The sequence below is a fragment of the Streptomyces sp. NC-S4 genome (assembly GCF_054353315.1).
Genome location: NZ_CM135937.1, coordinates 1,928,547 through 1,953,835 on the forward strand (window position 1 = coordinate 1,928,547; position 25,289 = coordinate 1,953,835).

The 25,289-nt window shown below is 71.3% G+C and carries 26 protein-coding genes; 3 read left to right on the forward strand and 23 right to left on the reverse strand.

Annotation, left to right across the window (positions count from 1 at the left end; translation table 11 throughout):
- Together ACXNSR_RS08150 and pyrR are read right to left on the reverse strand one after the other, a co-directional pair.
- A complete protein-coding gene (locus ACXNSR_RS08150) occupies window positions 1-981 on the reverse strand; it encodes an aspartate carbamoyltransferase catalytic subunit (RefSeq protein WP_458641470.1) in 981 nt (326 codons plus the stop codon).
- Between the two features lie 118 nt (window positions 982-1,099).
- The gene (gene pyrR, locus ACXNSR_RS08155) at window positions 1,100-1,675 is read right to left on the reverse strand and encodes a bifunctional pyr operon transcriptional regulator/uracil phosphoribosyltransferase PyrR (protein ID WP_458641471.1); all 576 of its coding nucleotides are present in this window, start codon (window positions 1,673-1,675) and stop codon (window positions 1,100-1,102) included.
- Between the two features lie 294 nt (window positions 1,676-1,969).
- On the opposite strand from pyrR, the gene bldD reads away from it, so the two are divergent.
- Window positions 1,970-2,470, forward strand: coding sequence for a transcriptional regulator BldD (gene bldD / locus ACXNSR_RS08160; RefSeq protein ID WP_030008755.1), 501 nt, complete (start codon window positions 1,970-1,972; stop codon window positions 2,468-2,470).
- Window positions 2,471-2,640: 170 nt separating this feature from the next.
- On the opposite strand, the gene nusB is transcribed toward bldD, so the two are convergent.
- The 15 genes from nusB to ACXNSR_RS08235 all read right to left on the reverse strand — a co-directional run bounded on the left by nusB (window position 2,641) and on the right by ACXNSR_RS08235 (window position 16,161).
- Window positions 2,641-3,075 (reverse strand): transcription antitermination factor NusB, encoded by a 435-nt coding sequence (nusB, locus tag ACXNSR_RS08165; RefSeq protein ID WP_327734568.1) that lies wholly within the window; start codon window positions 3,073-3,075, stop codon window positions 2,641-2,643.
- Between the two features lie 3 nt (window positions 3,076-3,078).
- Entirely contained in the window at window positions 3,079-3,645 is a 567-nt protein-coding gene (gene efp / locus ACXNSR_RS08170; RefSeq protein WP_030008757.1) for an elongation factor P, read from the reverse strand.
- A gap of 59 nt (window positions 3,646-3,704) precedes the next feature.
- Complete coding sequence (locus ACXNSR_RS08175; protein WP_458641472.1) at window positions 3,705-4,811, reverse strand: aminopeptidase P family protein; 1,107 nt, start codon at window positions 4,809-4,811, stop codon at window positions 3,705-3,707.
- 173 nt (window positions 4,812-4,984) lie between these two features.
- Complete coding sequence (locus tag ACXNSR_RS08180) at window positions 4,985-5,791, reverse strand: AAA family ATPase (RefSeq protein ID WP_458643226.1); 807 nt, start codon at window positions 5,789-5,791, stop codon at window positions 4,985-4,987.
- Window positions 5,792-5,883: 92 nt separating this feature from the next.
- The gene (aroQ, locus tag ACXNSR_RS08185) at window positions 5,884-6,324 is read right to left on the reverse strand and encodes a type II 3-dehydroquinate dehydratase (RefSeq protein ID WP_030387213.1); all 441 of its coding nucleotides are present in this window, start codon (window positions 6,322-6,324) and stop codon (window positions 5,884-5,886) included.
- Window positions 6,321-7,412: a 3-dehydroquinate synthase gene (aroB, locus tag ACXNSR_RS08190; RefSeq protein ID WP_458641473.1), complete on the reverse strand. Its 1,092-nt coding sequence runs from the start codon at window positions 7,410-7,412 to the stop codon at window positions 6,321-6,323. Before aroB ends, aroQ begins: the two co-directional genes overlap by 4 nt.
- Entirely contained in the window at window positions 7,409-7,927 is a 519-nt protein-coding gene (locus tag ACXNSR_RS08195; protein WP_266389286.1) for a shikimate kinase, read from the reverse strand. The genes aroB and ACXNSR_RS08195 overlap by 4 nt, the downstream gene beginning before the upstream one ends.
- Window positions 7,924-9,108 (reverse strand): chorismate synthase, encoded by a 1,185-nt coding sequence (gene aroC, locus ACXNSR_RS08200; RefSeq protein WP_329104012.1) that lies wholly within the window; start codon window positions 9,106-9,108, stop codon window positions 7,924-7,926. Before aroC ends, ACXNSR_RS08195 begins: the two co-directional genes overlap by 4 nt.
- 132 nt (window positions 9,109-9,240) lie before the next feature.
- Window positions 9,241-9,432, reverse strand: a complete 192-nt coding sequence (locus ACXNSR_RS08205) for a hypothetical protein (protein ID WP_458641474.1) — start codon at window positions 9,430-9,432, stop codon at window positions 9,241-9,243.
- 31 nt (window positions 9,433-9,463) lie between these two features.
- Window positions 9,464-10,288 carry a shikimate dehydrogenase gene (locus ACXNSR_RS08210; protein ID WP_458641475.1) on the reverse strand — a complete coding sequence of 275 codons (825 nt, stop codon included), beginning with the start codon at window positions 10,286-10,288 and terminating at the stop codon, window positions 9,464-9,466.
- A gap of 6 nt (window positions 10,289-10,294) precedes the next feature.
- Window positions 10,295-12,094, reverse strand: coding sequence for an endolytic transglycosylase MltG (mltG, locus tag ACXNSR_RS08215; protein ID WP_458641476.1), 1,800 nt, complete (start codon window positions 12,092-12,094; stop codon window positions 10,295-10,297).
- A 128-nt stretch (window positions 12,095-12,222) separates the two neighbouring features.
- Window positions 12,223-12,693 (reverse strand): Holliday junction resolvase RuvX, encoded by a 471-nt coding sequence (ruvX, locus tag ACXNSR_RS08220; protein ID WP_030009552.1) that lies wholly within the window; start codon window positions 12,691-12,693, stop codon window positions 12,223-12,225.
- A gap of 2 nt (window positions 12,694-12,695) precedes the next feature.
- A complete protein-coding gene (gene alaS / locus ACXNSR_RS08225) occupies window positions 12,696-15,365 on the reverse strand; it encodes an alanine--tRNA ligase (RefSeq protein WP_458641477.1) in 2,670 nt (889 codons plus the stop codon).
- Window positions 15,365-15,709 (reverse strand): DUF6167 family protein, encoded by a 345-nt coding sequence (locus tag ACXNSR_RS08230; RefSeq protein WP_458641478.1) that lies wholly within the window; start codon window positions 15,707-15,709, stop codon window positions 15,365-15,367. The genes alaS and ACXNSR_RS08230 overlap by 1 nt, the downstream gene beginning before the upstream one ends.
- Before the next feature lie 8 nt (window positions 15,710-15,717).
- Window positions 15,718-16,161, reverse strand: a complete 444-nt coding sequence (locus ACXNSR_RS08235) for a DUF948 domain-containing protein (RefSeq protein WP_458641479.1) — start codon at window positions 16,159-16,161, stop codon at window positions 15,718-15,720.
- A gap of 147 nt (window positions 16,162-16,308) precedes the next feature.
- Between ACXNSR_RS08235 and ACXNSR_RS08240 the strand changes: the two genes are divergently transcribed.
- Window positions 16,309-18,480: an ATP-binding protein gene (locus tag ACXNSR_RS08240; protein WP_458641480.1), complete on the forward strand. Its 2,172-nt coding sequence runs from the start codon at window positions 16,309-16,311 to the stop codon at window positions 18,478-18,480.
- Between the two features lie 77 nt (window positions 18,481-18,557).
- Here ACXNSR_RS08240 and rpsD read toward each other — a convergent pair whose 3' ends face one another.
- A complete protein-coding gene (rpsD, locus tag ACXNSR_RS08245) occupies window positions 18,558-19,169 on the reverse strand; it encodes a 30S ribosomal protein S4 (protein ID WP_008740451.1) in 612 nt (203 codons plus the stop codon).
- A gap of 55 nt (window positions 19,170-19,224) precedes the next feature.
- Between rpsD and ACXNSR_RS08250 the strand changes: the two genes are divergently transcribed.
- Window positions 19,225-20,133 (forward strand): DUF2470 domain-containing protein, encoded by a 909-nt coding sequence (locus ACXNSR_RS08250; RefSeq protein ID WP_458641481.1) that lies wholly within the window; start codon window positions 19,225-19,227, stop codon window positions 20,131-20,133.
- On the opposite strand, the gene ACXNSR_RS08255 is transcribed toward ACXNSR_RS08250, so the two are convergent.
- From ACXNSR_RS08255 to hisS, 5 genes are all read right to left on the reverse strand, one after another.
- Window positions 20,130-20,852 carry an HNH endonuclease family protein gene (locus tag ACXNSR_RS08255; RefSeq protein WP_458641482.1) on the reverse strand — a complete coding sequence of 241 codons (723 nt, stop codon included), beginning with the start codon at window positions 20,850-20,852 and terminating at the stop codon, window positions 20,130-20,132. The two genes, ACXNSR_RS08250 and ACXNSR_RS08255, sit on opposite strands and share 4 nt — an antisense overlap.
- A gap of 38 nt (window positions 20,853-20,890) precedes the next feature.
- Window positions 20,891-21,802, reverse strand: coding sequence for a DUF2199 domain-containing protein (locus ACXNSR_RS08260; protein ID WP_458641483.1), 912 nt, complete (start codon window positions 21,800-21,802; stop codon window positions 20,891-20,893).
- Window positions 21,803-21,887: 85 nt separating this feature from the next.
- A complete protein-coding gene (locus ACXNSR_RS08265) occupies window positions 21,888-23,243 on the reverse strand; it encodes a replication-associated recombination protein A (RefSeq protein WP_458641484.1) in 1,356 nt (451 codons plus the stop codon).
- A gap of 41 nt (window positions 23,244-23,284) precedes the next feature.
- Window positions 23,285-23,902: a vitamin K epoxide reductase family protein gene (locus ACXNSR_RS08270; RefSeq protein WP_458641485.1), complete on the reverse strand. Its 618-nt coding sequence runs from the start codon at window positions 23,900-23,902 to the stop codon at window positions 23,285-23,287.
- Between the two features lie 121 nt (window positions 23,903-24,023).
- Window positions 24,024-25,283, reverse strand: a complete 1,260-nt coding sequence (gene hisS, locus ACXNSR_RS08275; protein ID WP_458641486.1) for a histidine--tRNA ligase — start codon at window positions 25,281-25,283, stop codon at window positions 24,024-24,026.
- Window positions 25,284-25,289: the final 6 nt, after the last annotated feature.

The following is a 25,289-nucleotide window of genomic DNA, read 5'->3' on the forward strand; positions in this document are numbered from 1 at the left end:
TTACTTGCTCTCCTCGGTACGGGCGGTGGTGACGGCGGGCTGGGAGCCTCCGAGCAACAGGTACAGGACGGCCATCCGGGTGGAGACGCCGTTGGCGACCTGCTCGACGGCCGTGCAGCGGTCGGAGTCGGCGACCTCGGCGGTGATCTCCATGCCGCGGTTCATCGGGCCGGGGTGCATCACGATGGCGTGCTCGGGCATCTTCGCCATGCGGTCGCCGTCGAGCCCGTACCGGCGGGAGTACTCGCGCTCGGTCGGGAAGAAGGCGGCGTTCATGCGTTCGCGCTGCACACGCAGCATCATCACCGCATCGGACTTCGGCAGCACGTCGTCGAGGTTGTACGAGACCTCGCACGGCCAGGTGTCGACGCCGATCGGGACGAGGGTGGGCGGGGCCACCAGGGTGACCTCGGCGCCGAGGGTGTGCAGCAGGTGGACGTTGGAGCGGGCCACACGGCTGTGCAGGACGTCGCCGACGATGGTGATCCGGCGGCCGTTCAGGTCCTTGCCGAGGCCGGCGTCGCGGCCGACCAGCCGGCGGCGCATGGTGAAGGCGTCCAGCAGGGCCTGGGTGGGGTGCTCGTGGGTGCCGTCGCCGGCGTTGACGACGGCGGAGTCGATCCAGCCGGAGGTCGCGAGCCGGTAGGGGGCGCCGGAGGCGTGGTGGCGGATGACGACCGCGTCGGCGCCCATGGCCTCCAGGGTCAGCGCGGTGTCCTTGAGGGATTCGCCCTTGGAAACGGACGAACCCTTCGCGGAGAAGTTGATGACGTCGGCCGAGAGCCGCTTGGCGGCCGCCTCGAAGGAGATCCGGGTGCGGGTCGAGTCCTCGAAGAAGAGGTTGACGACGGTGAGGCCGCGCAGGGTGGGCAGCTTCTTGATCGGCCGGTCCGCGACACGGGCCATCTCCTCGGCGGTGTCGAGGATCAGGACGGCGTCGTCGCGCGTGAGGTCGGCGGCCGAGATGAGGTGGCGCTTCATCTGGATGGCTCCGTAGGTCGGGAGGGCAGGCGGACTGACGGGCGGAGGTGCGAGCGGGTCAGGGCGGGGCAGGGCAGGCCTCGGCGCGGGCCCGGTCGGGGCCCGTCACCCGGACGGTCTACTGGCCTGCGGCCTGGTCGGTCCGCTGGCCGAGCAGCACGGCGTCACGGCCGTCCTCCTCCTGGAGCTGGACCTTGACGGTCTCCCGCAGCGACGTGGGGAGGTTCTTGCCGACGTAGTCGGCGCGGATCGGCAGTTCGCGGTGGCCCCGGTCGACGAGGACCGCGAGCTGGACGGCGCGGGGGCGGCCGAGGTCGCCGAGGGCGTCGAGAGCGGCGCGGATGGTGCGGCCGGAGAAGAGCACGTCGTCGACGAGGACGACGAGGCGGCCGTCGAGGTCGTCGCCGGGGATCTCGGTGCGACCGATCGCGCGGGCGGGCTTCATCCGCAGGTCGTCGCGGTACATGGTGATGTCGAGGGAACCGACCGGGATCTTCGTGCCGGTGATCTCTTCGAGCTTGGCGGCCAGCCGGCGGGCGAGGTACACACCGCGGGTGGGAATGCCGAGGAGCACCACGTCGTCGGCGCCCTTGGCGCGTTCGACGATCTCGTGGGCGATGCGGGTCAGGACCCGGGCGATGTCCTGCGCTTCGAGTACGGGGCGCATGGAATCGGCGTGCTGCTGGGTGTCCATGAAAAGGACCTCCTTCTCCGCCTCACGGGACGGACCTTAAAGGACGTCTGATGTACGTCTCACACGGTACCAGGCAGAGGCCGGTGACTCGGACCGGGCCGGTACGGAATGGCTCTCACAGGGCTGCTGGGACGAACCCCCGGGGGGCGACGAAGACCATTCGGCTTGACGCATCCAAGTAACGCTGCGTAACCTCACAGTGAGTTACCAGCCGCGCGGCTGAACAGCACGTAGTTACGTAGTTACGTAGTCGCAGTGTCCACCAGTCACAGCGTCACAGCGTCCGGGAGCGTTATGTCCAGCGAATACGCCAAACAGCTCGGGGCCAAGCTCCGCGCCATCCGCACCCAGCAGGGCCTTTCCCTCCACGGTGTCGAGGAGAAGTCCCAGGGTCGGTGGAAGGCCGTGGTGGTCGGTTCCTACGAGCGCGGGGACCGCGCCGTGACCGTCCAGCGTCTTGCCGAGCTGGCGGACTTCTACGGGGTTCCGGTGCAGGAGCTGCTGCCGGGTACGACTCCCGGCGGGGCCGCCGAGCCGCCGCCGAAGCTGCGCCTCGACCTGGAGCGCCTGGCGGGCGTTCCCGCCGAGAAGGCCGGCCCGCTGCAGCGTTACGCGGCGACGATCCAGAGCCAGCGGGGCGACTACAACGGCAAGGTGCTGTCGATCCGCCAGGACGACCTGCGCACCCTGGCCGTCATCTACGACCAGTCCCCCTCGGTCCTGACCGAACAGCTGATCAGCTGGGGAGTGCTGGACGCGGACGCGCGTCGTGCGGTGGCGCACGAGGAGCTCTGAGTCCGGCCTCCGGACCAGCAGAAACGTTTACCGGTGGGCGCCGGACCCCTGCGGGGGTCCGGCGCCCACCGGTTTTTTGTTCCCCTGCCCCGCGCCGCACATACGGAAGGGCCCGCAACGCGTGCGTTGCGGGCCCTTCCGTATGGCGGTGCCGGCGCCGGCCGCCGCGGTCAGCTCTCGCTGCGCCGCAGGCTCGGCTTCAGGTCCTTGAAGCGGGCCAGCAGCCCGTTCACGAACGAGGGGGACTCGTCCGTCGAGAACTCCTTGGCCAGCTGGACGGCCTCGTCGATGGCCACGGCGTCCGGGGTGTCGTCCACCCAGATCAGCTCGTAGGCACCGAGCCGCAGGATGTTCCGGTCGGCGACCGGCATGCGGTCGAGCTCCCAGTCCACGGCGTAGGTGATGATCAGATCGTCGATGCGGTTCACCTTGTCGGCGTAACCCTCGACGAGATCCATCGTGAAGGCGCTGACCGGCGGCTGCCGGTCGTCCGACCGCGCGTGGCGGATCCAGTCCGCGAGGACCTCGCGTACGGGCACCCCGCGCTGGTCGGCCTCGAAAAGGATCTGGAAGGCGCGCTTGCGCGCATTGCTCCGAGCAGCCACGGGTTAGTTGCTCTTCCGGCCGAGGTAGTCGCTGGTGCGGGTGTCGACCTTGACCGTCTCGCCGGTGGTGACGAAGAGCGGGACCTGGATCTCGTAGCCGGTCTCCAGGGTGGCGGGCTTGGTGCCACCGGTGGAGCGGTCGCCCTGGACGCCCGGGTCGGTGTGCTCGATCTTGAGCTCGACGGCGGCCGGGAGCTCGACGTAGAGCACCTCGCCCTCGTGCTGGGCGACGGAGGCGGTGAAGCCCTCGATCAGGAAGTTGGCGGCGTCGCCGACAGCCTTCTTGTCCACCATCAGCTGGTCGAAGGTGGTCATGTCCATGAAGACGAAGTACTCGCCGTCCATGTAAGAGAACTGCATGTCACGGCGGTCGATGGTGGCCGTCTCGACCTTCGTGCCGGCGTTGAACGTCTTGTCGACGACCTTGCCGGAGAGCACGTGCTTGAGCTTGGTGCGCACGAAGGCCGGGCCCTTGCCGGGCTTGACGTGCTGGAACTCGACGACGGACCAGAGCTGGTCACCGTCGAGCTTGAGCACCATGCCGTTCTTGAGGTCGTTCGTGGAAGCCACGGTTGCGGAATCTCCTGCACTGGAAGACCACGGGTGCGCGCACAGCCCGGCAGAGCCGGCTAGAGCGCGAGCAGCTCCTTGGTCGTAATGGTGAGTAGCTCGGGACCGCCGTCCGCCTCGGGGCGTACGACGAGCGTGTCATCGATCCGGACACCTCCCCGGCCCGGGAGGTGAACCCCCGGTTCGACGGTGACCGGCACGCAAGCGTCCAGTTTACCCATTGCCGTAGGTGCAAGCTGCGGGTCCTCGTCGATTTCGAGGCCCACGCCGTGTCCGGTCCACGGAGCGAGGGCTTCCGTATGGCCCGCGGAGTCCAGTACGGAGCGTGCGGCATGGTCCACGTCCCGGTACGCGGCCCCGGGCAGCAGGGCCTCCCGTCCGGCCCGCTGGGCGGTGAAGACGAGGTCGTACAGCTCGATCTGCCAGTCGGCCGGACTGGTGCCGATCACGAAGGTCCGGCCGATCTCGCACCGGTAGCCGCGGTAGCCGGCGCCCAGGCAGACCGTGAGGAAGTCGCCTTCCTCCACCCTGCGGTCGGAGGGCCGGTGCCGGGAGCGGCCCGAGTGCGGGCCGGTGCCCACGGAGGTCGGGAAGGCCGGACCGTCCGCCCCGTGGTCGACGAGCCGCCGCTCCAGCTCCAGCGCGAGGTGCCGCTCGGTGCGGCCGACGAGGATGGACTCCAGCAGCTCCCCGAGGGCCTGGTCGGCGATCTCGGCGGCGATCCGCAGGCAGGCGATCTCCTCCTCGTCCTTGACGAGGCGCTGCTGCTCCACGGCGGTGCCCAGGTCCGAGAGGCGCAGCTTGGGCGCGACGGAGCGCAGGGCCCGGTGGCGGCCGACGGTGAGGTGGTGTTCCTCCACCGCGAGCGAGTCCGCCCGGAGGGAGGCGGCCAGATCGGCGGCCGCGACGGCCGGGTCACCGCCGGGGCTGCCCAGGACGGTGGCGGCCAGGTGCTCGTCGAGGCGGCCCTCGTCGGCCTCGCCGGTGGGGGCGCCGGCGCAGAACAGCATGTCCTCGGTGGGGCCGACGAGCAGCACCGCGCCGAGCGGGGACGCCCCGGAGAGGTACCGGACGTTCGCCGGACGCGTGATCAGTGCGGCGGCGCTCCCCGCGGCGGCACATCGGTCGCGAAGCAGGTCCCGGCGGGCGGCGTACACGTCTGACATGTCTTCGAGCGTACGAGCGCCCCGCCGATCCGGCCCGGCGAGCGCGTCCGGACGGGCCGTGGGAAAGCATCGCGGTGCGGACGAGGGAGGCGACGCGGAGCGCGGCCGACCGATGACAACGCCGCGATGCGCGGTGCCGGGGCCCACGAGCCCGGCCCGATCGACAGGACGGCCTACAGGCCGGGGCGGCCGCCGGGGGTCGACAGGGCGCGGGCCAGGGCCTCGTCGAGGGCGCGGGCGGTGCCCTCGACGTCGAGGTGGGAGTTGTCGATGATCGGCAGTCCGGAGCCGTACCAGCCGGCCATCCGGCCGTGGATCCGCGCGACTTCCTCGTCGGAGAGCCTGCGGTTGCCGGAACGCGCCGCGTTGCGCTCCAGGACGATCTCCAGGCCCGGCAGCAGCACCACCGGCAGCAGGGTGGGGCCCACGTGCCGCTTCCAGCCGCCCAGCCCGACCACGGGCCGGTCCGGGAAGACGGCGTCGTCCAGGATGCAGGAGATGCCGTTCGCCAGGTAGTTGCGGGCGGCGAAGCCGCAGGTGCGGCGGGCGAGCCGGTACTGGGCCTCGGAGTGCTCGTTCCAGCCCGCCTGGGGGTCCGCGAAGCCGGAGCAGACCCACTCGCGGACGTCGTCCAGGCTGACGTGGGCGGTCGGCACGGGCCGGGTGCCGGCCCAGTGCCGGGCGACGGTGGTCTTGCCGGCGCCCGCCGGGCCGATCAGCAGGACGGCGAGGACGGCCCCGCCGGTGCCGGGCACCGCCGGAGGCAGCGGGATGTGCCCGGTGGCCTCCGGCACGGCAGGAACCGGCTGCGAGGGATACGACGGCTGTTGATGGGGCTGGTGGGGCGGCTGGGGCGGGGATTGCGGCGGGGGCGAGCCAGGCCAGCCCTGCGCCGGAGGTATCGGCGGCTGCGGGGGCGCCGACGGGCGCGGTCCCGGCTGCCACGGGCCCGCGCCCCCATTCCCCACTCCGTGCTGCATCCGCTGCCACTCCGTCTCGTTCAAGCGACTGATGCGAGAACGTTATATGACTGCCGGGGCCCGGCCGTCCACCAGCACCGTCAGGCAGCGTGTCAGGCGGAGATCTCGTCCGCCAGTGCGCGGAGCGCCAGCCGGTACGAACCGATGCCGAAGCCCGCCACCGTCCCGGTCGCCACGGCCGCGATGACCGAGGTGTGGCGGAACTCCTCGCGGGCGTAAGGGTTCGAGATGTGCACCTCGATCAGCGGCGCCGTGCGCTGCGCCGCCGCGTCCCGCATGCCGTACGAGTAGTGGGTGAAGGCCCCCGGGTTGATGACCACGGGGATCTTCCCGTCCGCCGCCTCGTGCAGCCAGCGGATCAGCTCGCCCTCGTCGTTGGTCTCGCGGACCTCGACGTCGAAGCCGAGCTCCTCGCCCAGCGAGCGGCAGCTCTCCACCAGTCCCGCGTACGAGGTGGCCCCGTACACGTCGGGCTCGCGCGAGCCGAGCCGGCCCAGGTTCGGGCCGTTCAGCACGAGGACCGGGCGGCTCACGCCGACACCTCGCCGTAGGCGGCGACCAGGTGAGCCGGGTCGGGCCCCTCCAGGACGGTCGGCTTGGCCAGGCCGTCCAGGACGATGAAGCGCAGCAGGTTGCCGCGGGACTTCTTGTCGACCTGCATGGTCTGGAGCAGCTTGGACCACTGGTCGCCGCGGTAGGTCAGCGGCAGCCCGACCGAGGCCAGGACCGCCTTGTGCCGGTCGGCCGTCGCGTCGTCGAGCCGGCCCGCGAGCCGGCCGAGCTCGGCGGCGAAGACCATGCCGACGGACACGGCGGCGCCGTGCCGCCACTTGTAGCGCTCGTTCTTCTCGATGGCGTGCGCGAGGGTGTGGCCGTAGTTGAGTACCTCGCGCAGCCCCGACTCCTTGAGGTCGCTGGAGACCACGTCGGCCTTGACCTGGATGGAGCGCACGATGAGCTCGGCGGTGTGCGGGCCCTCGGGCGTGCGCGCCGCCGCCGGGTCCTCCTCGATCAGGTCGAGGATCACCGGGTCGGAGATGAAACCGGCCTTGATGATCTCGGCGAGGCCGCTGACGTAGTCGTTGACCGGCAGCGAGTCCAGCGCCGCCAGATCGCAGAGCACACCGGCCGGCGGGTGGAAGGCACCCACCAGGTTCTTGCCCTCGGCGGTGTTGATGCCGGTCTTGCCGCCGACCGCCGCGTCCACCATCGCGAGGACGGTGGTCGGTACGGCGACCCAGCGCACCCCGCGCAGCCAGCTGGCCGCGACGAAGCCCGCGAGGTCGGTGGTGGCACCCCCGCCGACGCCGACGATCACGTCGGTGCGGGTGAAACCGGACTGGCCGAGCGCCTTCCAGCAGTACGCGGCGACCTCGACCGTCTTGGCCTCCTCGGCGTTCGGCACCTGGATGGCGACCGCCTCGTAGCCCTGCTCGGCCAGGTCGTCGCGCAGCGCCTCACCGGTCGAGGCCAGCGCCTCGGGGTGGATCACGGCGACCCGCTGGGCCTTCGTACCGATCAGGGAGCCGAGCTCGCCGAGCAGCTGTCGCCCGACCAGCACGTCGTACGCGTCGTGTCCGGCGCTCCCGCCGACGTGGATGCGCGTCACCTGGTCTGTCATACGTCCTTCAACTCCAGAGCGTCGAGGACCGCCTGGGCGACCTCTTCGGGGGTGCGGTCGTCGGTGGCCACCACGACGCGCGCGACTTCGGTGTACAGGGGGCGCCGGGCGTCCATCAGCTCGCGCCACTGGCGGCGCGGGTTGACGGCGAGCAGCGGCCGGGCGGCGCCGAGGCCCACGCGCCGTACGGCTTCCTCGACGTCCATCGAGAGGTAGGCGACGGGCAGGCCGGCCAGCAGCGCCCGGGTGCCCTCGTCGAGGACGGCGCCGCCGCCGAGGGCGAGTACTCCGGTGTGCCCGGCGACGGCGGCGGCGACCGCCTGCCGCTCCAGGTCACGGAAGTACGGCTCGCCCTCGTCGACGAAGATGTCGGAGATCTCCCGGCCCTGGGCCGCGACGATGTCGGCGTCGGTGTCCCGGTAGGGGACGCCGAGCCGCTCGGCGAGCAGCGCCCCCACGGTGGACTTGCCGGACCCCATGGGGCCGACGAGGACGACGAGCGGTCCGGCCGTCACCGGATCTGCAGGTTGTCGAGGTAGGACCGGACGTTGCGACGGGTCTCGGGGACCGAGTCGCCGCCGAACTTCTCGACGACCGCGTCGGCCAGGACGAGGGCGACCATCGCCTCGGCGACGATGCCGGCGGCCGGGACGGCGCACACGTCGGAGCGCTGGTGGTGGGCCACCGCCGCCTCGCCGGTGGCCACGTCGACGGTCGCCAGCGCGCGCGGGACGGTCGCGATGGGCTTCATCGCGGCGCGGACGCGCAGCAGTTCGCCGGTGGTCAGTCCGCCCTCGGTGCCGCCGGAGCGGCCGGAGGTGCGCTTGATGCCCTCGGGGGTGGAGACGATCTCGTCGTGCGCCTTGGAGCCGGGCACGCGGGCGAGCTCGAAGCCGTCGCCGACCTCGACGCCCTTGATGGCCTGGATGCCCATGAGGGCGGCGGCGAGGCGCGCGTCGAGCCGGCGGTCCCAGTGGACGTGCGAACCGAGGCCGACGGGGACGCCGTAGGCGAGGACCTCGACGACACCGCCGAGGGTGTCGCCGTCCTTGTGGGCCTGGTCGATCTCCGCGACCATCGCCTTCGACGCGTCGGCGTCGAGGCAGCGCACCGGGTCGGCGTCGAGCTTGTCGACGTCGGCCGGGGTCGGGTAGACGCCGTACGGGGCCTTGGCCGCAGCCAGCTCCACCACGTGGGAGACGATCTCGATGCCCGCGACCTCCTTGATGAAGGAACGGGCGACGGCGCCGAGGGCGACGCGGGCGGCGGTCTCACGGGCGCTGGCGCGCTCCAGGATCGGCCGGGCCTCGTCGAAGCCGTACTTCTGCATGCCCGCGAGGTCGGCGTGGCCGGGGCGCGGACGGGTCAGCGGCGCGTTGCGGCCGGTCTCCTTCAGCAGCGAGGGGTCGACCGGGTCGGCCGACATGACCGTCTCCCACTTGGGCCACTCGGTGTTGCCGATCATGACCGCGACCGGGCCGCCCTGGGACAGCCCGTGGCGGACGCCGCCGAGGAAGGTGATCTCGTCCTGCTCGAACTTCATGCGGGCACCGCGGCCATAGCCGAGCCGGCGCCGGGCCAGGTGATCGGCCACCAGCTCGGTGGTGACCGGGACGCCGGCGGGAAGACCCTCCAGCGTCGCGACCAGTGCCGGTCCGTGCGACTCTCCTGCGGTCAGCCAACGCAACCTGCTCAACGATGCTCCTCATGCTCGCGCCTGGTACAGCGACGGCGCGATCGGGTGCGCGGCCCGGACCCGCCTCACCCGATCCTCCCACGTCCGGAGGGGTTTCTCGGGCCCCGGTCCAGCTATCGGACGCCCGGGGCGTCAGCGGGCCCGCCGGCCGCGCTCGCGCTGCCAGGTGATCCCGTACCAGAGGACGACGGAAGCGAAGAGTCCGAGGACGAGCGCCTTGGCCCACAGGGGCAGGGTGCCGAACGCCACTCTGATCATGCTGAAGACGACGAAGGGGAGGTCCCACTTCGACGCCAGTACCTGGTCCGTGCTGTTCCCGTCCATGCCGCCCCCTGTGAATATGCAGGCGGAAAGCCTAACGGGCGGCGAGCGCCCGCTCTCCGGCGGCCCTCATCGCGGCGAGCGGCCCCGGGGTGCGGCCCGTCATCAGCTCGACCTGGAGCACGGCCTGGTGGACGAGGAGGTCGAGGCCTCCGACGACCTGGCCGCCCTGCCGTGACCAGGCCGCGGCCAGCGCGGTCGGCCAGGGGTCGTAGAGCACGTCGAAGAGGGTGCCCGCCCCTTCGGGCACGGACGCCGCCAGGGCGTCGGTCGTACCGGCCGGGGTGGTGGCGATCACCAGGGGTGCGGAGAGCGCCGTGGCCGCCTCGGACCAGTCGGCCGTGCGGACGGGCACGCCGAGCCGCTCGCCCCACTGCCGCATCTCGTCCGCGCGGGCCGCCGAGCGTACGTACGCCGTGACCTCGCCGGAACAGATCCGCGAGAGCGCGGCGAGCGCCGAGGAGGCCGTGGCGCCGGCGCCGAGGACCGCCGCGGAGGACACCTTCTCGACGCCGCGCTCGTGGAGCGCGGCGACGATGCCGGGGATGTCGGTGTTGTCGCCGAGGCGCCGGCCGTCCTCGGTGAGGACGACCGTGTTGACCGTCTCGACGGAGGCGGCCGTGTCGCTGATGCCGTCCAGCAGCGGCATGATCGCCCGCTTGAGCGGCATGGTCAGGGACAGCCCGGCCCACTCGGGGCCGAGTCCTGCCACGAACTCCGGGAGCGCGGCCTCGTCGATCTCGAAGCGGTCGTACGACCAGCCGTCGAGGCCGAGCTCCTGATAAGCGGCGCGGTGCAGCACCGGTGAGAGCGAGTGCTCGATGGGCGAACCCAACACCGCGGCCCTTATGCGTGACATGTCCTGCTATCCGCCGTTCTTCTGCTTCTGCCGTTCCTGGAACTCGTTGGCGAGCTTGGTGTGCTCTTCGTAGGTCTTGGTGAAGGTCGTGGTCTTGCCGTCGACCGACACGAAGAACATCCAGCCGCCGTGGTCCGGGTTGAGCGTAGCGGTCAGCGCGTCCAGGCCCGGGTTGTCGATCGGCCCGGTGGGCAGCCCCTTGATGAAGTGCGTGTTGTAGGGGTGGTCGAAGGCCTGGGCTTCCTTCAGGTTGAAGTTGATCTCGCTCTGGTTCTTGACGTAGTTGTACGTCGAGTCGAACTGGAGCTTCTGGTTCGTGACGTCGTTGGTCTTCTTGAGGCGGTTGTAGACCACCTCGGCCATCTTCCGGAAGTCGTCGTGGTTCTTGCCCTCGGCGTTGACGAGGCTGGCGACCGTGACCACCTGGAGCGGGTTCTCCAGGCCCAGCTCCTTGGCCTTGCCCTCGATTCCCAGCTCCGTGTACTTGTCGGTCGCGTTCTTGACCATCTGCTTGAGCAGCGAACCGGGGGTGCTGTCCTTGCTGAGGTCGTAGCGCGCCGGATACAGGAAGCCCTCGAGCGGGTCGATCAGCTTGGGGTTGTTGTTCGCCCAGGCCGGCAGGCCGAGATTCTTGATCTCGCGCTTGGCGGTCTCGGCGGTGGTGCCCTCCTGCTGGCCCAGCTTCTTGTCGATCGCCGCGTACACCGCGGAGTTGCGCATGCCTTCGGTGACCGTGATCACGTTCAGCTTCGAGGGGTCGCTCATCACCTCGACCGCGGACGCGGCCGACATCTTCTTCCGGAGCGGGTAGACACCGGCCTGGATGGCCTTGCCCGGCGGGAGCTTGGACGCGGCGTCGACGAACGCCTGACCGCTCGCGACGACGCCCGCCTTCTTGAGGATCAGGCCCATCTGCATGAGGCCCGAGCCCTTGGGGATCTCGACCTCGACGATGTCGCCGCTGCCCTCGCCCGCGAAGTCCTCGGCCGAGCCGAACCTGGCCTTGATGTAGTTGTAGCCGTAGTAGCCGCCACCGCCGACGACGCCGAGGATGACGACCGCGGCGACCAGGCAGGCCGTGCCGCGGCGCTTCTTGGGCTTGTCGCCCTTGGAGCGGCCGCCGCCCCGGCGGCCGTCACCGTCGTCACCGCCGCCGTCGCCCTCGTCACCGTCACGGCCTCCACCTGCGGTGAGCAGGCCGTTCTCCGGCTCCTCCGCGGGCTCCGGCTCCTCTGCCGGTTCCGGCTCCAGGTGCCGTCGGCCCGGAGGCTGCGGCGGCGCGTAGGCGTCCTGCGTGCTGTAGAGGTCGGGGGCCTCACCCGGGTAGCCCGAAACGGGCTGCTGGGTGTAGGGGTCCACGCCCGCGTACGAGTCGGTCTGCACGGCCGCCGGGTACTGGCCCTGGCCGGTGTCCCAGCCCTGGCCGTCGTACGCCGGCTGCTGCGGCTGGGGCTGCTGCCCCTGCTGCTGCGGGGCGTAGGCCTGCTGCTGCCCGGTGTACTGCTGCTGCGGGTACTGGCCCTGCATGTACTGCTGGGGCTGCTGCTGCGCCTGCTGCGGGTACTGCCCCTGCGGGTACTGCTGCTGCGCCTGCTGCGGGTACTGCTGCTGTGCCTGCTGCTGGTACTGCTGGTGCTGGGGGTACTGCTGCTGGTACTGCGGCTCCTGTGGGTACTCCTGCTGCTGGGCACCGCCGTAAGGCACCTGGCCCTGCTGGGTCTGGTGCCCGGTCCACCCCTGGTCCCCGTAAAGGGGGTCCTCAGGGTGCCAGGGTTCGGGGCCACGGCCCCGGCCATAGTCAGTCATCGGTCCCCTAGAGCCGCGAGACAGAGGCCACGGACTCCGTCATCCGTGGCAACCGGTTCCGCCTCTTTGACGGTGATCGACGGCTGTTCGAATGCCGTCTCATCGCGCGGAACGTTACCGTATCGCGATCAGACAACCACTTCGACGCACTCGCCAGGCGGATTACCCGATACCCGTTCGGTCTCAAGAGCGTTCTGAAGGATCACCACAGCGGCTGCCTGATCGATGACCGACCGGCCCTTCTTCGCGTTCTTCCCGGAGGCCCGAAGACCCTGGGCGGCGGTGACCGTGGTCATCCGCTCGTCCACCAGACGGACCGTCACCGGCTTGATGCCCTTGGCGAGTTCGTTCGCGAAGGCGCGCACCTTGACCGCGGCCGGCCCCTCCCGCCCGCTGAGCGAGCGGGGGAGGCCGACCACGACTTCGAGGGGCTCGTACTCCTCGACGAGCTGCCGCAGCCGCCGGTGGGCGAAGGGGATGTCCCGGCCCGGAACGGTTTCCACCGGTGTGGCCAGCACCCCGTCGGGGTCGCACGAGGCGACCCCGATCCGGGCGTCACCGACATCGATGGCGAGCCGGCGGCCGCGGCGCAGAGTCATCGTCAGACCGTCTCTACGACGAGGCGCTCGACGGCGCTGATGGCCTCCGGCACTGCGGCCGGGTTCTGGCCGCCGCCCTGGGCGACGTCCGGCTTGCCGCCACCGCCGCCACCGAGGGTCTTGGCGGCCGTACGGACCAGGTCGCCCGCCTTGAGGCCGCGCTCGCGGGCGGCCTCGTTGGTGGCGATGACGGTCAGCGGGCGGTCGTTCGCCACGGTGAACAGGGCCACGACGGCCGGACGGTCGCCCGGGATGCGGCCGCGGACGTCGAGGACCAGCTTGCGCAGGTCGTCGGCGCCGATGCCGTCCGCCACCTGGCCGACGACAAGGGCGACGCCCTTGATGTCCTGGGCGTTCTGGGCGAGCCCGGCGGCGGCCTGGAGGACCTTCTCCGCGCGGAACTTCTCGATCTCCTTCTCGGCGTCCTTCAGCTTGCCGAGCATGGAGGCGATCTTCTCCGGCAGCTCCTCCGGACGGCCCTTGACCAGCTCCTGGAGCTGGGCGACGACCGTGTGCTCCTTGGCGAGGAAGTTGTACGCGTCCACGCCGACGAGGGCCTCGACGCGGCGCACGCCGGAGCCGATGGAGGACTCGCCGAGCAGCTTCACCAGGCCCAGCTGGGCGGTGTTGCCGACGTGCGTGCCGCCGCACAGCTCCTTGGAGAAGTCGCCGATGGTCACGACGCGCACGCGCTCGCCGTACTTCTCGCCGAACTCGGCGATGGCGCCCTGCTTCTTCGCCTCGTCGATGCTCATGATCTCGGCGGTGACGTCGAGCTCGCGGGAGAGCACGTCGTTGATCTTCTGCTCGACGTCGGTGAGGACCGAGCCGGGGACGGCGTTCGGGGAGCCGAAGTCGAAGCGGAAGCGGCCGGGGCTGTTCTCGGAACCGGCCTGGGCGGCCGTCGGGCCGAGGGCGTCGCGCAGCGCCTGGTGGGTCAGGTGGGTGGCCGAGTGGGCGCGGGCGATGGCCCGGCGGCGCTTGACGTCGATGGCGGCGTACGCGGAGGCGCCCACCGTCACCTCGCCGACCTGGACCGATCCCTTGTGCACGGAGACACCGGGGACGGGCTGCTGGACGTCGCGGATCTCGATGACGGCGCCGGTGTCGAGCTTGATCCGGCCCTGGTCGGCGAGCTGGCCGCCGCCCTCGGCGTAGAAGGGGGTGCGGTCGAGGACGACCTCGACCTCGTCGCCCTCGGAGGCGGCGGGCGCGGAGACGCCGTTGACCAGCAGGCCGACGATGGTGGACTCGCCCTGGTTGGTGGCGTAGCCGGTGAACTCGGTGGCGCCGGCGCCGTCCGCGATCTCCCGGTAGGCGGACATGTCCGCGTGGCCGGTCTTCTTGGCCTTGGCGTCGGCCTTGGCGCGGTCGCGCTGCTCCTGCATCAGGCGGCGGAAGCCGGGCTCGTCCACGGTGAGGCCCTGCTCGGCGGCCATCTCGAGGGTGAGGTCGATCGGGAAGCCCCAGGTGTCGTGGAGCAGGAACGCCTTGTCGCCGGAGAGGACCGTGCCACCGGTGGCCTTGGTCTCGGTCACGGCGGTGTCGAGGATGTTGGTGCCGCCCTTGATGGCCTTGAGGAAGGCGGCCTCTTCGGCGAGCGCGACCGTCTCGATGCGCTTGCGGTCGGTGACGAGCTCCGGGTACTGCTGGCCCATCGTGTTGATCACGACGTCGACCAGGTCCTGGACGACGGGACCGGTGGCACCCATGAGGCGCATGTTGCGGATGGCGCGGCGCATGATGCGGCGCAGCACGTAGCCGCGGCCCTCGTTGCCGGGGGTGACGCCGTCGCCGATGAGCATGGTCGAGGTGCGGATGTGGTCGGCGACCACGCGCAGCGAGACGTCCGTGCCCTGGGCGGCGCCGTAGCGCACCCCGGTCAGCTCGGTGGCCTTGTCCATGACCACGCGCAGGGTGTCGGTCTCGTACATGTTCTGCACGCCCTGCAGGATCATCGCGAGGCGTTCGAGGCCGAGACCCGTGTCGATGTTCTTCGACGGCAGGTCACCGAGGATCGGGAAGTCTTCCTTCCCGTCGCCGGCGCCGCGCTCGTACTGCATGAAGACCAGGTTCCAGATCTCCACGTAGCGCTCGTCGTTGACGGCCGGGCCGCCCTCGACGCCGAACTCGGGGCCGCGGTCGTAGTTGATCTCGGAGCAGGGGCCGCAGGGACCCGGGACGCCCATGGACCAGAAGTTGTCCTTCTTGCCCAGGCGCTGGATGCGCTCGGCGGGGACGCCGATCTTCTCGCGCCAGATCTGCTCGGCCTCGTCGTCGTCGAGGTAGACGGTGATCCAGAGCTTCTCCGGCTCCAGCCCGTAGCCGCCGTCCGCCACGGAGCTGGTGAGCAGCTCCCAGGCGTACTTGATGGCGCCTTCCTTGAAGTAGTCCCCGAAGGAGAAGTTGCCGCACATCTGGAAGAACGTGCCGTGGCGGGTGGTCTTGCCGACCTCTTCGATGTCCGGCGTGCGGACGCACTTCTGGACGCTGGTGAGCGTCGGGGCCGGCGGCTTGGTCTCACCCAGGAAGTAGGGCTTGAACGGCACCATGCCCGCGGGCACCAGCAGCAGAGTCGGGTCGTCCGCGATGAGCGACGCCGAAGGGACAACGGCGTGACCGCGCTCCTCGAAGAAGCTCAGCCAGCGGCGGCGAATCTCAGCCGACTCCATCAGTGGTCCTCATTCCGGTCGTACGAAAACTTAGGTCGGTGGGTGGTCTTGCTGTGCTCGATGGCCCGCAGCCGCCGCGGCCCGGGGAGGGCCGTGACGTTGTCGAGCCGGTCGGGATCCTGGTGGAGCCCCAATGCGTCGTTCAGCTCGTCCTCGCGCTGCGTCATTCCCGCTCTGACGTCGAGGGCGAAGTCCTTGAGGCGGTGTCCCGCCTCCACGGCCTTGTCGGCCGCCTGGGCGGCGAGACTCTCCGGCGTCAGCTTCTTCAGCTGGCGGTTGACCTTGGTGGTGGCCCACACGCCGGCGGCGGCGCCTGCGGTGAACCAGAAGGCTCGGCGGAACATCGGCGGTCTCAGCCCTTCTGCTTCCGGCGCCGGGCGGCCGGCACCGTACGTCCAACGATCACGGTTCGCCGGGAGGCCTGCGGCGGCGTGCCGCCCGACGCCCCCGCGTCCCCCTTGCCCAGCGCCTTGCGGACGCCGTAGCCGAATGCCGCGACCTTCACCAGCGGCCCGCCGAAGGCGGTCGCCACGGTGGAGGACAGCGCGGAGGCGTTGGAGGTGACCTCCTGCACGTCGCTCGCGATGGCGTCGACCCGGTCGAGCTGGGTGCGCGCGGAGCGGACGGTGGTGGAGGCGTCGGCGAGCAGCGGGACGGCCTGGTCGGTCACGTCGGCCACCAGTTTGGTGGTCGCCCTGAGCACCTGGGCCAGCCTCACCAGGGCCACCGCGAGGAAGGAGATCAGGATGGCCCAGAAGACGGCCACGATGATCCCGGCCACCTCTACACCGGACACGTCACACCGCTCTCTGTCTGTACCTGAACCGCAGGACTATTCGCCCTCCGACCCTATCGCGCCGGAGATCCCCGGCCGTACCGGAAATCCGGGAGGACCGGACCCGTCTTGAACGCAGCGCATCCGGACCAGTACGCTCCGTGTCCTATGGGACAGAGACCCCTTCGAAGTACCGCCGGGGGCAATCTTCCCTCGGAGCTCGGCCGGTTCATCGGGCGGGGTGGCGAACTCGCCGAGCTGGGGCGGCTCCTGGAGTCCTCGCGGCTCGTGACGGTGACCGGCGTGGGCGGCGTGGGCAAGTCCCGGCTCGCGCTCGCGGCGGCCCGGGCGGCGGCCGAGGGATCGCAGGAACGCTACTGCGACGGGGCCTGGCTGGCCGAGCTGGCCACGGTACGGGATCCCGCGCTGCTGGAGCTGGCCCTCGCCGAGGCGCTGGAGCTGACCGACCACACCACCCGGCCGCCCCGGACGGTCCTGGCCGAGCACCTGGCCGGGCGCCGCCTCCTGCTGGTCCTGGACGGCTTCGAGCAGCTGGTGGACGAGTGCGCCGACCTGGTGCGGGAGCTGCTGCGGCGCTGTCCCGGCCTGCGCGTCCTCGCGGTCGGCCGTCGCCCGCTGGCCCTGGAGGGGGAGCTGGCCTTCCCGCTGGCCCCTCCGGCGTCCGAGGAGGCGCTGGCCCTGCTGGTGGCGCGGGCGTCCGCGGCCGACCCGGCCTTCGCGGTGACCGCGGACAACCGGGCCGCGCTGGTCGAGCTGTGCGCCCGCCTCGACGGGATCCCGCTGGCGCTGGAGCTGGCGGCGGGCCGGCTGCGGACGCTGTCCCCCGCGCAGGTGCTGGCCCGGCTGGAGGACCGCTTCGCGCTGCTGACGGGCGGGGCGCGCGGCGGGCTCGACCGGCACCGGGCGCTGCGGACGGCGATCGGCTGGAGCCACGAGCTGTGCACGCCCGCGGAGCGGCTGCTGTGGGCGCGGCTGTCGGTGTTCGCGGGGCAGTTCGACCTCGACGCCGTCGAGTACGTGTGCGCGGGTCCGGATCTGCCGGTGGAGGACGTGCTGGACCTGGTCGGGGAGCTCCTCGCCCAGTCGCTGCTGGTCCGGGAGGAGACGCCCGCCGGGGTGCGTTTCCGGATGCTGGAGACCGTCCGGGTGTACGGGGCGGGGTGGCTGGAGTCGCTGGGCGACGCCGGACGCCTGCGGCGGCGGCACCGGGACTGGTACGTGGGGCTGGCGACGTGGTGCGAGCTGGACTGGTTCAGCCCGCGCCAGCAGGAGGTGGCCGCGCTGGTGGAGGCGGAGCTGCCGAACATCCGGCTCGCCCTGGAGTGCTGCCTGGACGAGCCGGACGAGGCGCATCTGGGCCAGTACCTGGCGGGGACGCTGTGGTTCTACTGGGCGGGCTGCGGGCGTCTGACCGAGGGGCGGCACTGGCTGGACCGGAGCCTGGAACCGGCGGACCGGGCGGTGGAGTACGAGACCTCGCGGCTGAAGGCCCTGTGGGTGCTGGGCTACGTCGCGGCGCTGCAGGGGGACGCGACGGCCTCGATGAGCGCCCTGTACGAGTGCCGTGACGGGGCCGCGCAGAGCGGGAACGCGGTGGCTGCGGCCTACGCGGTGCACCGGATGGGCTGCCTGGCGCTGGTCTCCGACGACATGGCGCGGGCCCGGGAGCTGCTGGGCGACGCGCTGGAGCGGTACCGGGCGGCCGGCGAGCTGAACAGCAACGTGCTGATGTGCCAGGTGGAACTGGGGATGGCGCTGGCCTTCCTCGGCGACCTGCCGGGCGCGCTCGGGCTGTGCGGAGAGGTCCGGGAGATCTGCGAGGAGCGCGGGGAGCGCTGGACGAAGTCGTACGCCCTGTACGTGCTCGCGTACGCGGCCCTCGACGCGGGGCGCACGCGGGAGGCGCGGCGGCTGCTGTCCGAGTGCGTGGCCATCAACCACGTCTTCCACGATCTGGTCGGGCTGGTGCTCGCGCTGGAGCTGCTCGCACTGGTCACCGTCGCGGAGGGGGACGCGGCCGAGGCCGCGGTGCTCCAGGGCGCGGCGGAGCCGATGTGGGGCGGGGTGGGGCTGCAGCTGTTCGGCTCGGGGTACTTCAACGCCCCGCGGCTGATGTGCCGGGAACAGGCGGGCGAGCTGCTGGGCGCCGAGCGCTACGCGGCGTACGAGGCCGAGGGCCGGGAGCTGAGCCGAGAGGCGCTGGTCGGGCGGGCGCTGCGCGATCCGGAGGAGCGCGCGGGCGGGGTGCCCAGGCAGGCGGGGCGGCCGCGCGGCTCCCGGATGTCGGCGGGCGCGGCGGCGGAGCAGCCACAGCCCTGAGGCCGGTCCGGAAACGGAAAGCCCGCCGCCCCCCGGAGGGGACGGCGGGCTGACCGGTCGGTGAGACTAGGCCTGCATCAGCGGGCGTAGTACTCGACGACGAGCTGCTCGTCGCAGATGACCGGGATTTCCTTGCGGTTCGGGTCGCGGTCCAGGCGGAAGGCCAGGGCCTTCAGGTTGACCTGCAGGTAGCGCGGGGTCTCGCCCTCGCCTGCGTAGCCACCCTCGCGGGCAACCTGGAACGGAACCTTCTCGCGGCTGCGCTCGCGCACGGTGATGACGTCGTCCGGACGGACACGGAACGACGGCTTGTCGACCTTGTCGCCGTTGACCTCGATGTGGCCGTGAACGACCATCTGGCGGGCCTGGTAGATGGTGCGGGCGATGCCCGAACGCAGGACCAGGGCGTCGAGGCGACGCTCGAGCTCGACGACAAGCGCCTCGCCCGTCTTGCCTTCGGCCTTCTTGGCGCGGTCGTACGCGCGGGCCATCTGACGCTCAGAGATGTCGTACTGAGCGCGCAGACGCTGCTTCTCCAGCAGACGAACCTTGTAGTCCGAGTTCTGCTTGCGGCCACGGCCGTGCTCGCCCGGCGGGTAGGGGCGGGCCTCGAAGTACTTGACGGCCTTCGGGGTCAGCGCAATGCCGAGGGCACGCGACTTCTTGACCTTGGGTCGCTTCTGGTTCACGGGGAACCTACCTCCATGTAAGTTAGGTGAGGCTTACCTTAGCGAGGAGGACGTAATGTCTCGACCACATGGGATCCCCCTGCCCAGTGCGCAACGCAGTTCGGATTCAGACGAAAAAGAATCCGCTTGCGCCGACGATAAGCAAGGTCAGCCGCGTCCCAGGGAAGGCGTTCGGCAGCTCACCGGAGCCGAACGCGTACGAACCCTCGTAGAGTCCAACGCCTCAGTATCCCTCACGCTGATCGGTGCTCGTGACAGTCACGATGCCGAGGAGTTCGGGACAGGGCTGCCGGTCGCACGGACCGTCACCCCGGACGGGGACGTGATTCTCCTTGTTTCAGGGGAATCCGCGGCTGCCAGGGCAGCCGCTCACGCCCAGGACGACGACCTCACCGCCGTGATCGAGATCACGGATGTGGCGCCGGTGTCCGTCCCACATCGTATCCGAGGCCGCGCCTGGCTGGCCGGGTGGCTGACGCCGGTGCGCGGGGACGACCGTGCGGCCTGCGCGGCGCTGCTCGCGGAGCGGCAGCCGGTGGGCGAGCTGCTGGGCATGCGGGAGTCCCTCGACGCCCCCCACGCCGGGCGTCCGGCGTGGATGATGCTGCGCCTGGAGGTCGGCGAGATCTCCGTGGACGACCTGTGGGGCGCCGAGCACGTGGACCCGGACGACCTGGCCACGGCGGAGCCGGACCCGATGGTGGCGCACGAGTCGGAGCTGCTGCAGCACCTGCACTCCGCCCACGGCGACCGGCTCGGCGAGCTGGGCGGTCTGCTCGGCTCCCGCGAGGCCCGCGGAATGACGGCCGTCCCGCTCTCCCTGGACCGCCTGGGCCTGCGCGTCCGCTTCATGGGCGGCCCGGCCGGCTCCTTCGACGCCCGCTTCGACTTCCCGGATCCGGTCACGGACATCTGCGGCCTGCGCCGGGCGATGCACTCCCTGTTCTCGGCGGCTTCGTACTAGGCCGGGCAGGTGGCCAGCATGTCCTGGAGGGCGAGCTTCTCCGGCGCCGTCACGGACAGGCCGTACTTGTCCTTGATGCCGGTGCAGCGGCGCGCGTACTCGCACCAGTACGCACGCCGGGGCGGCCGCCACTTGTCGGCCGTCCTGCTGCCCTTGTCCTGGTTGGTCCGCTTGTCCACGGCCAGCAGTACGTCGAGGTCGTTGGCGTACTCCAGCCTGCGCTGCGGGGTCCAGGCGTACGCGCCGCCCCGCCAGGCGGCGCCGAGCGCGACCACGTGATCGGTCTGGATCTGCGAGGCCCGCCGGTAGGTGTAGGGCAGCACCTTGCCGGTGTACGGGTCGTGCAGCACCCCGGAGAGCACGACGCAGGGGTTCCGGTCCCCCTCGCGGAGCTCCCGGAGGTCCCGGCGCAGCACGTCGTCGCGGGTGTCGCAGCCGTTGCGCCCGCCGACGGCGTCGGTCTCGTCGGACCAGTACCGGCCGAAGTTCTCGCGCCGGTACGTCTCCCAGTTCCTGCCCCGTTCGACCTTCAGCCCGGCCAGCCGCGCCTTGGCGGCAGCAGCGCCCGGCGGGAATCCGGCACTCGTGAGCGGCACCCGCCCGACCAGGGCGACCGCGCCGGCCCGCGCGGTCGCTGTGTCGTCGTGGTGGCACCCGACCGCCGCGGGCCCGGCGAGGGCGAGAACGGCGAGGACCACGAGCGGCCGGGAGGGACCCATACCGCGAGCCTAGGAGCTCTCCCGGGGATCGGGCCGGATCAGCGCGCGGCGCCGTTCACCGCGCGATCGAGGGAGCGCCAGGTCCGCTGGGCCCAGGCCAGGTCGGCGGGGTCCTCGTAGGTGCAGTAGATCCCGGCGGCGGTTCCCGCGGTGACGGCCATGCCGTAGAACTCGTGGCGCGGCCGGCCGTTGTCCTGCGGGGTCAGCCAGAACGCGTACCGCACGCCCTCCCCCAGTGCCTCGCGGAGCCGCTGGGCGGGCCGCGTGTCGGGGGCTCCGGACAGCAGGGCGTCGAGGAAGTCCGCGGGGGCGCGGCCGGGGACGTCGTCGCGCATCAGGCTGACGGAGGCGCTGCGGTCCGGGGCGGTGAAGTGGTCGGCCCCGTCGGCGAAGGAGGCGGTGAGACCGGCGGTGCGCAGTACCGACCAGCGGCCGCCGAGGTCGGTGCGCACCTCCACCGGCAGCGGGTACGGGAAGCGGCTGAGGACGTGGTCGCGGTCCCAGGTCCGGGTCAGGACGCCGGCGGCCACCGGGTGGCGCACGTCGACGACGCAGGGCAGTTCCTCCGGGTCGGCGACCTTCGCGGTGACCGCTGCGCCGAGCAGGTCGTCGCCCCAGGGCTGGATCCGGTTGGCGAAGGTGCCCTCGATCGACAGGTCCGCGTAGCCGGGCTGCCCCCACAGCTCGTCGGCGCGCCGCAGGGTGTCCTCGTCCACCTCCACCCAGGCGCCGAGGACCAGCTCGGTGCCGTGCGTGAGCCGGACGGCCAGCAGGCAGCGTATGAAGCAGCCGACCCCGTCCACCCGGAGCAGGGCGCGCACGCCGAGCCGGTGGACGGCCTCCTCGGGCAGGCCGAAGGCGGCGTCGGGCAGGTCGTAGCCGAAGTCGATGCGGCGCTCGTCGGCGAGCGTCTCGCCGCAGCAGGCGCAGGAGGGGAGGTGCGTGGTCATCCGGGCAGCTTAGACATGCCGCTCGTCCGGCCGGCACGGCGGCCGCTGCGCGGAGCGGTCCCCGGCCCGGCATCCGCGGCGCGCGTCAGGCCCCGGTGCCCCGCAGGCGCTCGCGGACCTTCTCGACCACGTCCGCGTAGCGGGCCTCGGCGCCGTACCGCGTCGGCTCGTAGTACCGCTTGCCCTGGATCTCGTCCGGGGCGTACTGCTGCGCCGCGATCGCGCCCGGCACGTCGTGCGGGTAGACGTACCCCTGGGCGTGCCCCAGCTTCGCGGCGCCCTTGTAGTGCCCGTCCCTCAGGTGCGGCGGGACCGATCCCGCGAGGCCCGCCCGTACGTCGGCCAGCGCCGCGCCGATGGCGGTCGTGGCGGTGTTCGACTTCGGGGCCAGTGCCAGCGCGATCGTGGCGTGCGAGAGGGTCAGCGCCGCCTCCGGGAAGCCGATCATCGCCACCGCCTGGGCCGCGGCCACCGCGATCGGCAGGGCCGTCGGGTCCGCCAGGCCGATGTCCTCGCTCGCGGAGATCATCAGGCGGCGCGCGATGAACCGGGGGTCCTCGCCGGCCTCGATCATCCGGGCCAGGTAGTGCAGGGCGGCGTCCACGTCCGAGCCGCGGATCGACTTGATCAGCGCGCTGGCCACGTCGTAGTGCTGGTCGCCGTCCTTGTCGTACCGGACCGCCGCCCGGTCCACGGCGTCCTCCAGTGTCTGGAGGGTGATCTCGTCCTCGCCCTTGGCGATGGCCGACCCGGCTCCCGCCTCCAGCGCCGTCAGGGCCCGCCGGGCGTCGCCGCCGGCGATCCGCAGCAGATGGGCCTCGGCGTCCGCCGGCAGGGTGACGGCCCCGCCCAGGCCCCGCTCCTCGGTGAGGGCGCGCCGCATCAGGGCGCTCAGGTCCTCGTCCGTGAGCGGTTCCAGCGTCAGCAGCAGCGAGCGCGACAGCAGCGGCGAGATGATCGAGAAGTACGGGTTCTCGGTGGTGGCCGCGATCAGCGTCACCCAGCGGTTCTCGACGGCGGGGAGCAGCGAGTCCTGCTGCGCCTTGCTGAAACGGTGGATCTCGTCGAGGAAGAGGACGGTCTCCTTGCCGTAGCCGCCCGCGGCGCGCTTGGCGCCCTCGATGACGGCCCGTACCTCCTTGACCCCCGCCGTGATGGCGGAGAGCTCCACGAAGCGCTTCTGCGTGGCCTGACTGACCACGTACGCCAGCGTCGTCTTCCCGATGCCGGGAGGCCCCCAGAGGATCACCGACGAGGCGCCGGCCGGGCCCGCGGCCCCTTCCCCGACCAGCCGCCGCAGCGGTGATCCGGGCTTCAGCAGGTGCTGCTGGCCGACGACCTCGTCCAGGGTGCGCGGGCGCATCCGGACGGCGAGCGGGGAACTCGCGGGGTCGTTCTCCCGGCGGTCTTCGGCAGCGGCGGTGAACAGGTCTGGTTCCACACCGGAAGCCTATGCGAGCCCACCGACAGGGCCGTGCGCGCTCAGGAGGTCCAGAAGTCCCACCAGCGGGTCAGGATCAGCATCCCGATGATCCCGACGTGCAGGACGGGCAGCACCCAGGTGAACTCGTCGAGGAAGGACCTCAGCCAGCCCGGGGCGGGCAGCAGGCCCTCGCGGACGTTGTGCGCGGTGACGTACCAGAACATGAAGATCGTGGCGACCCAGGCCAGGCAGCACCACAGGCAGAGCGAGTTGATGTTGTACAGCGACTGGTACATGAGCCAGGTGCAGAAGACGACGCCGAAGAGGGTGCCGGCGTTGAAGGTCAGCCAGTACCAGCCGCGGAACGAGGCCCCGGCCAGCATGCTCATGCCGACGCAGATCACGATCCCGTAGGCGACGAGTCCGAGCATCGGGTTCGGGAAGCCGAAGGCCGACGCCTGGTCGCTCGTCATGATGTTGCCGCAGGAGACGATCGGGTTGAGGCTGCAGGCGGGCTTGAAGGTCGGGTCCTCCAGCAGCTTGAACTTGTCGATCGTGATGACCCAGGCGGCGAGCAGGCCCGCCGCTCCGGTGATCACCAGCAGCAGGGCCAGTGCCCGGCTTCCCCCGACGGTCCTGCCCCGGGCGGTGTCCGCGTCCGCGCTTCGTGTCGTCATACCGCCCGCTCCACATCTGCCAGGTGATCAAGCACGGGCCATTGTGCCGTACGAGCCTGTGAACGGACGGGGCCGGGGAAAGATCCCCGGCCCCGTCCTGTGCGCGTGCGTACCGCTGCCGTCAGGCCAGCCGGGCCAGGACCGTGTCGACCAGGCCGTCGACGGGCACGGCCGACTGCTCGCCGGACTCCATGTCCTTCAGCTGGACGACGCCCTCGGCGAGGTCCCGTTCGCCGACCACGACCGCGAAGCGGGCACCGCTGCGGTTCGCGTCCTTCATGGCGCCCTTGAGGCCCTTGCCGCCGTAGGACATGTCGGCCGCGACACCCGCCTTGCGCAGCTGCGTCACCAGGCCGAACACGGTCGGCTTGGCCTCGCCGAGGGCCACCGCGAAGACCGTCGTCGCCGCCGGGATGTCCAGCTCGATGCCCTCGGCCTCCAGGGCCAGGACCGTACGGTCCACGCCGAGCGCCCAGCCCACCGACGGCAGGGCCGGTCCGCCGATCATCTCGGACAGCCCGTCGTAGCGGCCGCCGCCGCCCACCGCGGACTGCGCGCCCAGACCGTCGTGGACGAACTCGAAGGTGGTGCGGGTGTAGTAGTCCAGTCCGCGCACCAGCTTCTCGTCGTCCTCGAAGACGACGCCGGCGGCCGTGATCAGCTCCCGCACCTCCTCGTGGTACGCCTTGCACGCGTCGCACAGGTAGTCGCGCAGCACCGGGGCGCCGACGAGCTGCTTCTGCACCTCGGGCCGCTTGTCGTCGAGGACGCGCAGCGGGTTGATCTCGGCCCGGCGGACGGTCTCCTCGTCGAGGTCGAGGCCGCGCAGGAAGGACTGCAGGGCCTCGCGGTAGACCGGGCGGCACTGCTTGTCGCCGAGCGAGTTCAGCAGGATGCGGAAGTTCGACAGGCCGAGGGTGCGGTAGGCCTGGTCGGCCAGGATGATCAGCTCGGCGTCCAGCGCCGGGTCCTCGGCGCCGATGGCCTCGGCACCCACCTGCGAGAAGTGGCGGTAACGGCCCTTCTGCGGCCGCTCGTAGCGGTAGTAGGAGCCCGAGTACCAGAGCTTGGCCGGGAGGTTGCCCTGCTTGTGCAGGCTGGCCTCCAGGGCCGCGCGCAGCACGGAAGCGGTGCCCTCCGGGCGCAGGGCGAGGTTGGTGCCACCCTTGGTGGTGAGGGTGAACATCTCCTTGGTGACGATGTCGGTGGACTCGCCGACGCCCCGGGCGAAGAGGTTCACGTCTTCGAAGCCCGGCGTCTCGATGTAGCCGTACCCGGCCTTGCGCAGCGGGGCGGAGATGGCGTCGCGGACCGCCAGGTACTTGGCCGAGTAGGGCGGGATCAGGTCGTACGTGCCCTTGGGGGCCTTGAAAGTGCTCACGAAACT

Excerpts from the sequence above, each read along its gene's own strand:
- ACXNSR_RS08150 (WP_458641470.1), bottom strand. The coding sequence starts at position 981 with ATGAAGCGCCACCTCATCTCGGCCGCCGACCTCACGCGCGACGACGCC.
- pyrR (WP_458641471.1), bottom strand. The coding sequence starts at position 1,675 with ATGGACACCCAGCAGCACGCCGATTCCATGCGCCCCGTACTCGAAGCG.
- bldD (WP_030008755.1), top strand. The coding sequence starts at position 1,970 with ATGTCCAGCGAATACGCCAAACAGCTCGGGGCCAAGCTCCGCGCCATC.
- ACXNSR_RS08175 (WP_458641472.1), bottom strand. The coding sequence starts at position 4,811 with ATGTCAGACGTGTACGCCGCCCGCCGGGACCTGCTTCGCGACCGATGT.
- ACXNSR_RS08180 (WP_458643226.1), bottom strand. The coding sequence starts at position 5,791 with ATGCAGCACGGAGTGGGGAATGGGGGCGCGGGCCCGTGGCAGCCGGGA.
- aroB (WP_458641473.1), bottom strand. The coding sequence starts at position 7,412 with ATGACAGACCAGGTGACGCGCATCCACGTCGGCGGGAGCGCCGGACAC.
- ACXNSR_RS08205 (WP_458641474.1), bottom strand. The coding sequence starts at position 9,432 with ATGGACGGGAACAGCACGGACCAGGTACTGGCGTCGAAGTGGGACCTC.
- ACXNSR_RS08210 (WP_458641475.1), bottom strand. The coding sequence starts at position 10,288 with ATGTCACGCATAAGGGCCGCGGTGTTGGGTTCGCCCATCGAGCACTCG.
- mltG (WP_458641476.1), bottom strand. The coding sequence starts at position 12,094 with ATGACTGACTATGGCCGGGGCCGTGGCCCCGAACCCTGGCACCCTGAG.
- ruvX (WP_030009552.1), bottom strand. The coding sequence starts at position 12,693 with ATGACTCTGCGCCGCGGCCGCCGGCTCGCCATCGATGTCGGTGACGCC.
- alaS (WP_458641477.1), bottom strand. The coding sequence starts at position 15,365 with ATGGAGTCGGCTGAGATTCGCCGCCGCTGGCTGAGCTTCTTCGAGGAG.
- ACXNSR_RS08230 (WP_458641478.1), bottom strand. The coding sequence starts at position 15,709 with ATGTTCCGCCGAGCCTTCTGGTTCACCGCAGGCGCCGCCGCCGGCGTG.
- ACXNSR_RS08240 (WP_458641480.1), top strand. The coding sequence starts at position 16,309 with ATGGGACAGAGACCCCTTCGAAGTACCGCCGGGGGCAATCTTCCCTCG.
- ACXNSR_RS08250 (WP_458641481.1), top strand. The coding sequence starts at position 19,225 with ATGTCTCGACCACATGGGATCCCCCTGCCCAGTGCGCAACGCAGTTCG.
- ACXNSR_RS08255 (WP_458641482.1), bottom strand. The coding sequence starts at position 20,852 with ATGGGTCCCTCCCGGCCGCTCGTGGTCCTCGCCGTTCTCGCCCTCGCC.
- ACXNSR_RS08260 (WP_458641483.1), bottom strand. The coding sequence starts at position 21,802 with ATGACCACGCACCTCCCCTCCTGCGCCTGCTGCGGCGAGACGCTCGCC.
- ACXNSR_RS08270 (WP_458641485.1), bottom strand. The coding sequence starts at position 23,902 with ATGACGACACGAAGCGCGGACGCGGACACCGCCCGGGGCAGGACCGTC.